Raw genomic sequence first — 12,840 nt, forward strand, 5'->3', positions numbered from 1 at the left:
GCCGCTACCTCTGGGGGGTCATGACGACCTGCCCGGCGTAGGCGAAACCCCCGCCGAACCCGAACAACAGTGCGGGCGCGTCGGCAGGGATTCTGCCGGCGTGCCACCATTTCGAGAGCCCGAGCGGGATGCTCGCAGCAGACGTGTTACCTGATTCGATCACATCCGTCACGACGATTTTCGACTCGAGCCCGAGCTGCTTGGCGAGAGGTTCGATGATGCGCAGGTTGGCCTGGTGCGGCACGAACACCTCGATGTCCTCGAGCGTGAGCCCGGCCTGCTCCACCGCCGATCGGGCGTGTGCTGCCGCCTCCGTGATCGCCCAGCGGAAGATCGCTCGGCCGTCCTGCGTGAAGTGGTTTTCCGGCATTTCGACTTCGATGGCATGCGACAGTGTCGGCTCTGACCCCCACACCACGGGTCCGACTCGCGGATCAGCTGTCGCAGCGAGCACGAATGCACCGGCGCCGTCTGCGGTCAGAACGCAGGTCGCGCGGTCGGTCCAATCGGTGATGGCCGACAACTTCTCCGCCCCGATCACGAGTACTGTACGCACCGAGCCCGCCCGAATCGCGTTGTCGGCAAGCGCCATCGCGTGCTCGAACCCGGAGCAGGCGACGTTCACGTCGATGATCACCGGTGAACGCGCGCCGAGTGCGGCGGCGACCCGTCCGGCGGCGTTTGGGCTGTGATCGAGCATCGACGTCGAGGCGACAATGATCATGTCGACATCGGCGATCTCGAGTGCTGCGTCTGCCAGTGCGTTCCTGGCGGCATTCGTCGCGAGCTCCGGCACCGATTCGTCATCACGAGCGATATGGCGGGTGCGGATGCCTGTGCGCGTCTGAATCCACTCGTCGGTCGTGTCGACCATGCCTGCGAGTTCCTGATTGGTCAGCACGCGCTCCGGCTGGTAATGGCCGAGGCCGACGATCCGAGAACCCGGTACGGTCGATGTCTGTCGCATCTGGCCATTATGCCGCCCCGCCGCCCTAAGCTGGCGCTATGGCAGACCCGGTGCAACTCATCCAGGGGGTTGCCATCGGCACCCGGATGACGGTGCGCACGCGCATCGCAGGCGGATTCACCGACGCGCTCGGCTACCTGCGCGACCGTTCGGCGAGTCAGTGCGTGATCGAAACACGGCACGGCACCGTTACCCTCGCTCTGCACGATGTCACTGCCGCAAAGGTCGTGCCGCCACCGCCGCCGCCGCGCCCGCCGCGGTACCCCCCGCTGCTCTAACCGGGAGCGCGGCTACTCACCAGGCTGTCGTGGGTGCCCGTCGCGGCAAGGTCAGCAACGACATGATGCTGATGGCGATCAGCAGGATTGCTCCGACGACGACGAACGCCTGCAACGTCAGCACCGGCAGGGTCAGCGCGACAAGCCCGGCGAGGAGTGAAAACAGCCCGCCGATCACGCCGAACCAGCGCGGATAAATGGTGCGTGCCGCGGCCCCGATCAAGTCGATCACGCCGTTGGCGATCCAGCCGACGCCGATCACAAAGGCCAACAAGACGATCGATTGCGTTGGATCGGCGATGCACATGACGCCTGCTACAAGGATCAGGAGCCCGAGCAGGCCGATCAGAAAGCGTTGGCCGCCGCGGACATGCCTGGACACCATTGCGGCGGAAATGCGCACGATTCCGGCAACGATCAAATACGCGCCGAACAGCACTCCGATCAGTACCAGGGTGGCGTCCTGCCAGATCAAGGCCATGACCCCGACAATGATTCCTACGACAGCGATGGTGAGCGTCTCGCCCCGATGGAGCTGCAGCGAGAAGCCCGGCTTCAGATTGAGCGGCGGTTGGGTCGGAATAGAGGATGGCATCACGGTCGTTGCTCCTTCCGCTGACCGGGCACGTGTGCATTGGCGTGAACTCGGCCCGACTTCAGCCTGACTCCCCACGCGCCGGATTGCAATGCGCGGTTTTGTTCGAGATCAGTCAGGCGCCCACATCGATCAACACTTTGCCGACGGCGCCCACTTCGACCGCACGGTGCGCGTCGGCTGTGCGCGAGAGCGGAAAGCGGATGAGTGGCAGCCCGGAGGCCTCACCGACGTGCAGCGCGCCATCCGCCACAGCTTCGCTGACTGCAGCCACCGCGGCATCCTTCTCGGCCACCGTCGTCGTGTACGTGAGGATGAACTGGTACCGAACATTCTTGGTCATGTTCGCGCGCACCGGCAGTGCGAGCACGGCACCCGTGTCCGCCGCGTACAGCGCGATGGTGCCATTCGGAGCGATCACACTCTGGTCCAGTTCGAGGTTCGCGAGCGGGTTCACCTCGACGATGATGTCGACCCCATCGGGGCGGATGCCGCGGATCCCGGCTTCCACATCCGCCTCTCGATAATTGATGACGTGCTGCGCGCCGGCACGCGCGGCGAGTGCCGCCTTCTGCGCGCTGCTCACTGTCGTGATCACGGTGGCACCGGCCCAGCAGGCCAATTCGATGGCGGCATGGCCGACAGCGCCGGCGCCGCCCGTCACGAGCACGGTTCGACCGCTCAAGCTCCCTGCCGCGAGTTGCGCGGGCGCGTGCTCGAATGCTGTCAGCGCCCGATGGGCGGTCAGCGCAGGAATGCCGAGCGCGGCGCCGAGGTCGAACGAGGCAGGACCAGGCAGCGCGACGACCTGTCGTGCGGGCAGTGTCACGTATTCCTGCGCCGTACCCCCGCCGGGATACTGCGCGGCATCCCACACCCAAACCCGGTCGCCTGGCGCGAAATCGACCACACCGTCACCGACCGCGTCGACGATGCCGGCGCCGTCTTGGCCCGGCACCTGCGGTTGCGGCAGCGCAGTTCCGTCACCTGCTCCTCGACGCGATTTCCAGTCCGTCGGGTTCACGCCGGCAACCACGATCCGCACCCTCACCTCGCGGGGGCCGACCGCAGGCAGTTCCCTCTCGACAAGTCGCAAAACCTCTGCACCGCCCGTGCGGTTGTACTCCACGGCTTGCATATCGTGCGCTCCCTCTGATCGGTGCGACGACTGCACCGCGTTCGTCTATTCTCCGACACGATGCCAGGATGAGAAGTATCCAACGAAGGGATCAGCAGTGGCCGGCCTGGATCACGTCGTCATCGTCGGGGCGGGCATGGTCGGCCTGTCTACGGGATATTTTCTACAAGAGCACGGGGTGCGCGTCACGATCGTGGAACGGACCGCAGTCAACGCCGGCTCGTCCTGGGGCAACGCGGGTTGGATTGCGCCAGCTTTGACAATCCCACTTCCGGAGCCTGCTGTGCTTGCCTACGGCATCAGTGCCGTGATGCGCCCATCTGCGCCGCTGTACATTCCGTTCACTTTGAGTCCGAAGCTGTTGCGCTTTCTGGTGGGCTTCGCCCGGCACTGCACTCCCGGCTTCTGGCGATCATCGATGGCGGTCTACGCCGAAGTTGCCGGCATGGCAATGGACGCGTTCGACGAGCTCACGAATGGCGGCGTCGCAGAACAGACACAGCTCGCCGAACCGTTTCTCGCCGGATTCGCCACTGAGAAGGAGCGAGCGGGCTTGCTCGATGAGTTCAACGGCATTGTTGCAGCGGGCGGTGCCGTTGACTACGAACTGTCGGACGGCGACGAGTTGCGTCAGCTTGAACCGGCCCTTGGGCCGGGAGTGAAATTCGGTGTGAAGCTGCACGGGCAGCACTTCATCAATCCGCCGAAGTTCGTCGAGGCGTTGGCCGGGGCAGTGCGCAAGCGCGGTGCCGAGATCGTGACCGGATTCGATGTGACGCACGTGCGTGACCGAGGCCGCTCTGGCGTCGAGATCGTGCCCGCCTCGGGAGAACCGGTCGCCGCGGATGCCGTCGTGATCGCATCCGGAACCTGGTTGGGCGCGTTGGCGCACCCGTACGGAGTGCGAGAACTCGTGCAAGCCGGGCGCGGATACAGCTTCACCGTCGTACCGGATGCGATGCCGACCCGACCGATCTACTTTCCCGCCGCGCGCGTCGCGTGCACGCCGCTCGGAGACCGCTTCCGGGTCAGCGGAATGATGGAGTTCCGCTCAGCGGAGGCACCGCTTGACCCGCGCAGAATCAGCGCGGTCATGAACGCGGCGAAGCCGATGTTCACCGGGATCGACTGGGCGGACCGGCGCGAGGAGTGGGTCGGTTCGCGGCCGTGCACCCCGGATGGGCTCCCATTGATCGGTGAGACCCACTCACCGCGCGTGCACGTGGCAGGAGGTCACGGCATGTGGGGCATCACGCTCGGTCCGCTCACCGGCAAGTTCCTGGCCGAGGCGATGACGGGCGGCACCGTACCGGACGTGTACCGTAGATTCGATCCGCTTCGCTAAGTGCCGTCTTCGAGAGATCTTAGAACCGCCACCGCACGCTGAGATCAAAAGTCGAACAAGCTAAGGATCGAATGACAACCGACACTCTCACTCGCGCAGAACAGCGTGCCCGCTTCCGCGGAATGCTTGCACCATTCCGGCGATTCTGGGCGACCCTGATCGTCTCAGTGCTGGTTGTATTCGTCGTCATCGGGGTCGCAAAGGTGCTCGCCGGGTCCGCCTCGTGGGCGCACACCGAAATCGGGGTCGACCAGTGGCTCAGCCGTGCTCACGTTCCGTTCTGGGACTCGGTGACACTTGCGGTGCAATGGGTGCTCTCACCGACAATGGGGCTCATAATCGTGGTGCTCGTCTCGCTGGCCGTGTTCTGGCGAACGCGCGATCGGATGGTCGGCCTGACGTTTCTGCTGGTCGTAGCGGGCGGATGGCTCAGCTCTGAGCTCGTGAAGATGATCGTGCACCGGCCCCGCCCCGACTTCCACCTGCTCGCCCACCCGCTGTCGACAGAGGTCACCCTCGACAGCTTCCCGAGTGGGCACACCTGTTTGGCGATGGCGCTCGCACTCGGCTTTGTTTTCTTGTATCGCCGGCGCCGCGGGCAGAAGTGGGCGATCATCATCGGCGCGGTGTGCGTGCTGTTCGTGGCGTGGTCACGCCTGTACATCGGCGTGCACTATCCGACGGATGTCATCGGGTCGATCCTGTACACCGGAGCGGCGATGACCGCATTCCTCGCCATCTGGAACCAGTGGCTCGTCGGCCCTGTCGAGCGGCTGATCGCAGGCCCGCGGGCGCGCAAGCACGCCTGAACAGGCCGACTCCCAGGCTGCTCATACCGACCGTGGAGGGTCGGTCCGTATGGTCGACTGCGCGCAGGCCGACCCGCGGCTGCCATGATCGACCCGCAGGAGCACCAGCGTGCGCAAAGCATTTGCCATCACGGCGGTTCTGGTATGTCTTGCCATCTGCGGCGCCGTCGTCGCCATCAATTCGTCGGCCTTCGGTGCATTTGGTGCATCCGGTGCATCATCTGCGAGCCCCTCGATCAGTTGCCCTGCCGCGGCGCCGGTCAACGTCGGTGGCATCACCGTGCCGGCCGGCCCGGTCGCCGGCTACTGCCAAGACCGGCTGATCAATGCCGCGTACATCATGAATGCGGCACGCGCACAGGGCATCGGAACGCACACACAAGCCGTCGGCGTGATGACGGCGATGGGCGAGTCCGGACTTCGGGTGCTCGACTACGGGGATGCTGCCGGCCCTGACAGTCGCGGGCTCTTCCAGCAGCGCGACAACGGCGCATGGGGCACGCTGGCCGATCGGATGGATCCATACATCTCCGCAACCAACTTCTTCAACAAGTTGACCAGCCTTGATGGCTGGCAGACTATGGCGCCGACCGAAGCGGCGCACGCAGTGCAAGTGAACGACGACCCAAACCATTACGCGCCGTACTGGGCCGGTGCGCAGACGATCGTCGCCGCACTCACGCCGGCGGGTGGCTGACCGAGGAATCGGTGGTCTCGATACGCCTGCTCGCTGCGCTCGCGGGCTACTCGACCAACAGTCCGGGCGGTCGAGTAACGCCCGAGCGCCAGCGAGGACGTGTATCGAGACCCGACAGCTCGACCAACAGTCCCGGCGGTCGAGTAACGCCCGAGCGCCAGCGAGGACGTGTATCGAGACCCGACAGTCCGACCAACAACCCCGGCGGTCGAGTAACGCCCGAGCGCCAGCGAGGACGTGTATCGAGACCCGACAGCTCGACCAGCGGACGGTCCAAGTCAGCTCAATGGTCCGGCTCACGAGTCGTCGCGCGCACCTCGACCAAACCGAACTCGGCCTCGCCCAGCGTCGCGGCGATCGCCGTTGCGCGTTCGATGCTGTCGCATTCAACCAGATAATACCCGGCGAGCACCTCCTCGACTTCGACGAACGGGCCGTCGGTGACTTCGACTGCACGGTGGGAGGTGCGCACCACTTTGGAGTTCTCGGTCACCAGCTCGTTCGTGTCGATGAACTCGCCTGACGCTCGCAACTCCTGCTGAAGTGCGGCATGCTTCGCCATCAGCGCCTCGAAGGCGGGCCGAGTCATCGCCGCCCAGGCCGCTTCGGTTCCATAGATCAACAGCATGTACTTCATGGTCACCTCGCGTTTCGCGGCACCGGTTTGGCGCTGTCCCTCAGAGGTCGTAGGCGATCGAGCAAACCAGACATCGTGCCTGCAGATACACCCCGCAAGCGCACTATTTCACGATTGAATGCTGCGGCGATAGTCACTCGGCGTGAAACCGAGCACCATCCGGAAGTCGTTGGTGAGGTGGGCATGATCGGCGTATCCGAGCTCGGCAGCAAGGGCGGCAAGATCTGCGACCGGATCGGTTCGCACCCGCTCGGCCGCATCCTGCAGCCGACGACGCCTGATCAACTCGGACGGGCTGAGTCCGACATACTTTCTCGCAATTCGCTGCAGAGTCCTGGACGAAACCGAAAGCCGACCGGAGATATCGTCGATTCGCCGCACGTCGGCATCCGTCGCGATGATGTGCATCATCCGGTTCGCACGTTCTCCTTCCTCGGAGACTTCCGGATGCTGCGCCACCAGCCAGTCCACAAACGAACCGACCGCGGTGCGCCGCCGAGTTTCCGGGTCGGCCCCGGCCATGGCCGAGGAAACGGCGCTCTGCAGTTCGGGCAGCGGCAGCATCGTCAACCGATCGCGCATGCGGCCGGGGTCCTCGATCAGGTGCGGCACCAGGGCAGGACGCAGCAGTGCGCCGACTGCCCAGCCGCGGCCGGTCAGATCGCGATGCGATGCCCGCGTCGCCGGGCCGGCGAACTCCACTGTGCTTGGCAGAACAACGAGGTTCGAGGTCGGATACGCGATCAGTTGTTGGCGCGATGTGCGCCCCGGTTCGATGTCCCATTCAGGTATCCAAAACCATTGGACCAGGTGTGCGACGATGTCGGGGGCCGGTATGCGGTGAAAATCGGGCAGTCGGGTCGGATAGAGGATGCCCTTGAATGAACGCTCCACCGGTCACCTCCGACCTTCGATCTGCGGTTTCATGCGAATCGCGGCTTGTCGCGAATCGCGGCTTGTCGCAAATCGCGGCTTGTCGCAAATCTCCAAGCCCTCACGGTACGCCACCTCGTACCGTCGTTCCCATGACCAACACCATGAAATCCGAAGCGATCATCGCGGCCGACGGCGAGCACACGAACCACGGCATTCCGCATGGCTATACGAGCCTGACTCCGTTTCTCGCGATCCCGTCTGCGAAGCAGGCGATCACGTTCTACCAGACCGTGTTCGGCGCCCGCGTGATCAGTGTGACCGAGTTCGGCGGCGTCGTCGCTCATGCCGAACTCGACTTCGGCCACGGGCGTTTGCAGCTCGGTGAACCCAATCCCGACTACCAGTTGATTGCCGCCCCGAGCGGTGAGGCCGACAGCTATTCGCTTGGGCTCTACTGCTCGGATGCCGATGGCCTTCTCGAGCGCGCCGTGCAAGCCGGAGCAACCATCCGGGAGCCGATATCGACGTTCGTGTCGGGAGATCGCTTCGCAAGCATCCGCGATCCGTATGGTGTGAGGTGGTCGATCATGACGCGCGTCGAGGACCTTTCCGACGAAGACAGCGCGCAGCGCGTTGCCGGATGGGCCGCAGAGCAGGGCTGAATGTGGCACTGGCCGTGACCGCGGCGCGAGCCTATGATCGCCCTGTGATCAACAACAGGTCCGCCCCGCCCGTGACGGTCGTTCCTGTGCTTGTCTACCCGGATGTGCGTGCCGCGGTAGCCTGGCTCACGGATGTCTTCGGGTTCGTCGAGCGGGTCCGCGTGGGCGACGCGCACCGATCGCAGCTGCAGATCGGAGCTGACGGGGCGATGATCGTTGCCGATGTCAGCGGCGAGCGGCAGCAGCCACAAGCGCACACGGAGACCCACCTGTTGAAGGTGCGCGTGGACGACGTCGATGCCCAGTTCGAACGCGTGCGCTCGCGGGGTGCACGAATACTCCAGGAACCGACCGAATACGCATACGGCGAACGCGCGTGCACGGTGGAGGATCTGGCCGGGCACCGCTGGCAGTTTACGCAGACGACTCGCGATGTTGCCCCTGAGGAAATGGGATTCGGCGGTCCCGGTTGGGGCGACCCGGACGCGGTGTGACAGCCAATCGGAATTCTGACAGGATACACGCAGAGCATCCAACGGATGCTCGTATGGAACTCCTAGCTCCGTGCGCGACTCTCGTATGAAATGCGAGTGGGAGGAGCGTCACCATGAACGAATCGCGGCATCATCGGCGGAGTCAGGCCCCGATTAGTCCAGCCCAGGTCAGCCAAGCTCAGGTCAGCTAAGCACCGTAGAGCAAGAAGAAAAGCACGGGCTGGATCGCGGCAGGTGCGCTTGCGCTCGTGGTGGGCCGGCGTGCTATTCCACCGCTACCGTGGCTGGCACCGAACCGACCGGAGCGATTCGGCGCAGCACGAGCGGCGCGGCGACGCCATGCAGCAGCACGCTGCCGACTACCGTCATTACCGTCGCGAGCAACACCAGACTGCCTTCTTCATTCGGCAGAGCGTTGTAGGCAAGCAGGCCGAACACAATCGTCGCTGTGCCGCGCGGTCCGAGAGCACCGATGAGCAGCCGGTCGCGCCAACCGACTGAACTGCCCAAGAGCGAAAAATACACGGGGACGATCCTCAACACCGTCAGGGCGAGGACTGCGAGCACGAGCACGCGCCAGTCGAATCCTGACGTGAAAGCCAGCAGCGCCGCCCCGCCGAGCATGAACCAGACGATGCTCGTGGTCAGCACGCCGATCTCGTCGACGAGCATCAGCTCAGAGTGTGGGATCACCCGCTCCTGTTGCCCCCTCGTCCGGGTGATTCGATACATGAGGCCCGCCACAAAGGCTGCGACGAAACCGTTCGCGTTCAATACCGGGATCGTCGCAATCGCGTACGCGATCAGGGGCAAGAGCAGCATCACGAACCGCACGCCCGCTTCGTTCGAAATCCCGCGTCGGTACAATACGCGCACTGCCACGCCGATCACGCCGCCGAGCACGACCCCGACCACGATCGCAACGACGGATGCCGGCACGGCGTTCAGGAACGCATCCGCCGTTTGGTGCAGGTTCGAGCCGACCACGGCGTCGTCGTTCTCGCCCGGCTTGGCATGCAGCACGGTGGTGAGCGCAACCGCCATCGGCAGAGCCATGCCGAAAAGCGGAGAGATGAGCCCATCGTTGTATCCGCTCTCGACGTTGAGGATCTGCCTCACCCGGGTTGAAGCGTGGCTGAACCGCAGGATGTTCGCCGCCGGGGCGAAGTCCGTCGGCATGATCACGCACGCGATCACGCCGATCAGCAGCAACGATTCGGGAATCAAGAGGGCACTGGCCACCGCGGCGAGGATCAACGACAACGGCAGGGCGATGAGCACGAGCCGCAGGGTCACCCGCGGCTCGCGGCCGAAGATGCCTCCACGCACTTCAGTGGCATCGACGAACAGCACAATCGCCAGGATCACCTCGACGACTTTTTCGCTTGCAGGGGCGTCGATCACCGCAGCATACGCGGGGAGGTCCCAGACCGTCGTGGCCGCCCCCAAGACGACGAACACCGCGGGCCCGGCGACACCCCAGCGCTCGAACCGATGCGCCACGAGCGACCACAGCAACACTGCGGCTAAGCCCATCAGCATCAACGCGGACATGCCCCGCCCCCCCCAATCGGCAACACGTTACCCGGAAAAACATTACCGCTCGACGCCAGCCGGCCGGGCGTACGCGCGGTCATGCGGATGGCCGGCAAACTTCGACGAACGGCTCAGGCAATGCCTGGACCTGGCCGTCAGGCGGCCGTCATTCCGTCGGCAAATGCTCCTGCACGAAGCTGAGGGCTGCGTCGGACACTTCTTTCCATCCGTGGTCGATGACGAGGGTGTGCCCCCGACCCGGAATCTCGACGATCTCTGTCACGCCCGGATTCTTCGCTTGAATCTTGTATGAGGCGCGCGTGATCGCGAGGGGAACGGTGTTGTCGGCGTCGCCGGCGATGATCAGCAGAGGGCCACGGTCAGGGTTCTTCGTGTCCACAGCTGTCGCGCCGCCAAAAGGATTGAAATTGGCGACGGCAGCCTGGAAGAGCGGCACTCCGGATGCCGGCACGTGATACTCGTCGTACAGTTCGCGAGCTTCTGCCTCGTCGAGGTTGTTGGCCCACCCGTAGACGAATTGCTCGAACGTGAGAGCCACCGCCTTCTTTCGGTTGGCAGGATTTGCGAGCACCGGCGACGCCGACTTCAGCGAAGAAGCGGGCAGCGGAAGCACGCCTTTGAACGGCGCGTTATCGATCGCGACGGTGGCGGCGGAGGCGCCCTCACCGGCCATTTTTTGCACAATCAGGCCGCCGAACGAGTGCCCGACAAGCGCAGGGGCTTCCGAGAGTGCGGTGACAGCCTCGAGGTAGTGATCGGTCACCTGCTGCACCATCTTGTGTGCGAAGACCTCTGGATTTGCGCGCGCGGCGTCAACCGTCTCCGGGTCGTCTGGCCACGCCGGAGCGATCGTCGCGTACCCGGCTGCCTCGAATTCGTCACGCCAACGGCGCCAACTGCCCGAAAGCAGCCACAGCCCGTGCACGAACACGACGGAGCGTTTGCCCGAGGCGTTGGCTTCCTTGATCTCGGCGAGTTCAGACTCTGTTAGCGTTCCGGCCATCGGTCGCACCTTTCATCGTGAGAAATCTATTGTTGTGGCACGGTTCACGGCGTGTCCACCATTCCGCCATCAATTCCGAAATCGGCTCCGGTAGTGTTCGCAGCCACGGCTTCGGCGGTGTCGAAGAACGGGCCGGCGCAGTTGATCACCGCGTCAGTCTCGAGTAGGGCGCGATCGAGGCTGTCCTGTCGCGCGACGTCAATTGTCGCGCCGGCTTCGCCATCTTCTTCGCCAACTTCCCCGATCGGCTGAAAGCGACCGGCTGAAAGCGATCGGAACGTGTTGCCGGCCGGGCGAGACTGATGTCGTCGGCCACAGGTTATCGGGCAAGAGCGTCCCACGCGGCTATGGCACACGCGACCACATCGTCGAGCTCCGACCGCGTCGCACCATCGCGCGCCTGGATCGAAAGCCCCTGTACGACGGTCGCGTAATAGCGCGCCAACGCGTCACAATCTGCGGATGCGGCGAGGTCGCCCTCGGCGACACCGCGCTCCAGCCGAGCACGGATCGCGGCGCGCTGGCCGCGTCGGCCTTCGGCGAGGAACTCCAGGACCGCGTCGTTCTCGATCGCACCCGTCGGCGCAGCCAGCACGAGCATGCAGTAATGGGGCGAGTCGGCGCTGGTGATCTGGTCGACGGTGGCCGACAGCATCCGCTCGATCGCCATGCGCGTCGTCGGTGTGTCGGTCAACGCCTGACGCGGCGGGGCGCCGGCCGTCGCCGTGTACAACGCCATGACCTGGCGGAACAGGTCTTCCTTGCTGCCGAAACACGCGTAGATGCTTGCCGACGCGATCCCCATCTCCTGAGCGAGGTCGGCGAGCTTCGTGAAACCCCGTCGTTTGGCAACCTGCCGAAGAACCGCGCGCCCCGCCGTGACGAGATCGCTCGGCCGCGCGCCGTCCGTGCGCTCGCGAGCAACCTGACAGCTGATTGCGGGCTGCGTCACCCCAAGCTGTTTGGCGATGTCGCGCTGCGAGTCCCCGTCAAGAAGCATCGCACGCACCGCAAGCACGCGCCGCAAGCACGCGCCGCAGTTGCGCCAGTTCAGCCTCGCGCGTTGCTTGCTTGTACTCCACGAATAGGGTCATAAAGGAATTTCATCAGTAGGAGAACTGATGCCGCATGGCCATCACTACCGACGCACCTCCAGCATCTGCTGCAGGCGTCGCGCTCCGCGGTCTTCAGGTAGCCTCGAGCATGCCCGCGCTCCAACGCCTGACGCAGCAAGTATGTCGGCGCGCCGTACTCGATGCACTGAGCGATCGCCGTCACCGCCGTGACCGTAGGAATCTCATCCCACCACCCGATCTGCTGCGGATCAAGCTCCTCATAATGGACGACATATCCGTCACCGCCCGCGCGGCGGAACCGGCGGTGCCTCGTCACGGTCACGTGGATGCGGTTGGTGTTGATGTCGCCCAGATCATAGGCGTCAAGCGCTGTCTCACGCGAGAGCGCAGCCCGAACAACGTCCAGAGGTTCTCGATCTCTCAGCAGCTACTCGTGCTCGACGTAAGACACGTGTTATACACTGAGCTTTGGCCGATGTCGAGTGGGATTCCGAGGCCGTCGCGTACATGTGGGAGCGGCACGGAGTCACGCCCGATGAAGCCGAGGCAGCGATCGACGATCCGGATGCTCTGCCGCGATCCCCCGACCCGGGAGCCGTTCCGGTAAGTCGGACCGTTACCTCGGTTGGAGCAGCACTCGCGGCGAGTTGCTGGTCGTCATCGTCGTGAGACATGAAGGCCGGCTCTGCGGCGGCAACGCGTGGAC

Annotated in this window: 15 protein-coding genes; 7 read left to right on the forward strand and 8 right to left on the reverse strand. The window is 64.5% G+C overall.

Annotation, left to right across the window (positions count from 1 at the left end):
- Positions 1-4: 4 nt before the first annotated feature.
- The gene (locus QU604_RS12925; protein ID WP_308465038.1) at positions 5-967 is read right to left on the reverse strand and encodes a beta-ketoacyl-ACP synthase 3; all 963 of its coding nucleotides are present in this window, start codon (positions 965-967) and stop codon (positions 5-7) included.
- A 38-nt stretch (positions 968-1,005) separates the two neighbouring features.
- On the opposite strand from QU604_RS12925, the gene QU604_RS12930 reads away from it, so the two are divergent.
- Positions 1,006-1,245: a hypothetical protein gene (locus QU604_RS12930; protein ID WP_308465039.1), complete on the forward strand. Its 240-nt coding sequence runs from the start codon at positions 1,006-1,008 to the stop codon at positions 1,243-1,245.
- 16 nt (positions 1,246-1,261) lie between these two features.
- Here QU604_RS12930 and QU604_RS12935 read toward each other — a convergent pair whose 3' ends face one another.
- Positions 1,262-1,840, reverse strand: coding sequence for an HdeD family acid-resistance protein (locus tag QU604_RS12935; RefSeq protein WP_308468922.1), 579 nt, complete (start codon positions 1,838-1,840; stop codon positions 1,262-1,264).
- A gap of 115 nt (positions 1,841-1,955) precedes the next feature.
- A complete protein-coding gene (locus tag QU604_RS12940) occupies positions 1,956-2,978 on the reverse strand; it encodes an NADPH:quinone reductase (protein WP_308465040.1) in 1,023 nt (340 codons plus the stop codon).
- A gap of 97 nt (positions 2,979-3,075) precedes the next feature.
- Here QU604_RS12940 and QU604_RS12945 point away from each other — a divergent pair, with 97 nt between their 5' ends.
- From QU604_RS12945 to QU604_RS12955, 3 genes are all read left to right on the forward strand, one after another.
- A complete protein-coding gene (locus tag QU604_RS12945) occupies positions 3,076-4,323 on the forward strand; it encodes an NAD(P)/FAD-dependent oxidoreductase (RefSeq protein WP_308465041.1) in 1,248 nt (415 codons plus the stop codon).
- Between the two features lie 71 nt (positions 4,324-4,394).
- Complete coding sequence (locus QU604_RS12950; protein ID WP_308465042.1) at positions 4,395-5,132, forward strand: phosphatase PAP2 family protein; 738 nt, start codon at positions 4,395-4,397, stop codon at positions 5,130-5,132.
- A gap of 109 nt (positions 5,133-5,241) precedes the next feature.
- A complete protein-coding gene (locus tag QU604_RS12955; RefSeq protein ID WP_308465044.1) occupies positions 5,242-5,829 on the forward strand; it encodes a hypothetical protein in 588 nt (195 codons plus the stop codon).
- A 283-nt stretch (positions 5,830-6,112) separates the two neighbouring features.
- Here the strand turns inward: QU604_RS12955 and QU604_RS12960 are convergent, their stop codons facing one another.
- Positions 6,113-6,466 (reverse strand): YciI family protein, encoded by a 354-nt coding sequence (locus QU604_RS12960; RefSeq protein ID WP_308465045.1) that lies wholly within the window; start codon positions 6,464-6,466, stop codon positions 6,113-6,115.
- 108 nt (positions 6,467-6,574) lie between these two features.
- Positions 6,575-7,360, reverse strand: coding sequence for an AraC family transcriptional regulator (locus QU604_RS12965; protein WP_308465046.1), 786 nt, complete (start codon positions 7,358-7,360; stop codon positions 6,575-6,577).
- A gap of 131 nt (positions 7,361-7,491) precedes the next feature.
- On the opposite strand from QU604_RS12965, the gene QU604_RS12970 reads away from it, so the two are divergent.
- Both QU604_RS12970 and QU604_RS12975 read left to right on the forward strand, forming a co-directional pair.
- Positions 7,492-8,004 carry a VOC family protein gene (locus QU604_RS12970; RefSeq protein WP_308465047.1) on the forward strand — a complete coding sequence of 171 codons (513 nt, stop codon included), beginning with the start codon at positions 7,492-7,494 and terminating at the stop codon, positions 8,002-8,004.
- 44 nt (positions 8,005-8,048) lie between these two features.
- Entirely contained in the window at positions 8,049-8,498 is a 450-nt protein-coding gene (locus QU604_RS12975) for a VOC family protein (protein WP_308465048.1), read from the forward strand.
- A 264-nt stretch (positions 8,499-8,762) separates the two neighbouring features.
- Here QU604_RS12975 and QU604_RS12980 read toward each other — a convergent pair whose 3' ends face one another.
- The 3 genes from QU604_RS12980 to QU604_RS12990 form a co-directional block, all read right to left on the reverse strand.
- Positions 8,763-10,052, reverse strand: coding sequence for a cation:proton antiporter domain-containing protein (locus tag QU604_RS12980; protein WP_308465049.1), 1,290 nt, complete (start codon positions 10,050-10,052; stop codon positions 8,763-8,765).
- Between the two features lie 148 nt (positions 10,053-10,200).
- A complete protein-coding gene (locus tag QU604_RS12985; RefSeq protein WP_308465050.1) occupies positions 10,201-11,058 on the reverse strand; it encodes an alpha/beta hydrolase in 858 nt (285 codons plus the stop codon).
- A gap of 319 nt (positions 11,059-11,377) precedes the next feature.
- Positions 11,378-12,058 carry a TetR/AcrR family transcriptional regulator gene (locus tag QU604_RS12990; protein WP_308465051.1) on the reverse strand — a complete coding sequence of 227 codons (681 nt, stop codon included), beginning with the start codon at positions 12,056-12,058 and terminating at the stop codon, positions 11,378-11,380.
- A 544-nt stretch (positions 12,059-12,602) separates the two neighbouring features.
- Between QU604_RS12990 and QU604_RS12995 the strand changes: the two genes are divergently transcribed.
- Positions 12,603-12,803: a BrnT family toxin gene (locus QU604_RS12995; protein WP_308465052.1), complete on the forward strand. Its 201-nt coding sequence runs from the start codon at positions 12,603-12,605 to the stop codon at positions 12,801-12,803.
- Positions 12,804-12,840: the final 37 nt, after the last annotated feature.

Origin of the sequence: Rathayibacter sp. SW19, assembly GCF_030866825.1 — a bacterium.
Lineage (GTDB): Bacteria > Actinomycetota > Actinomycetes > Actinomycetales > Microbacteriaceae > Rathayibacter_A > Rathayibacter_A soli.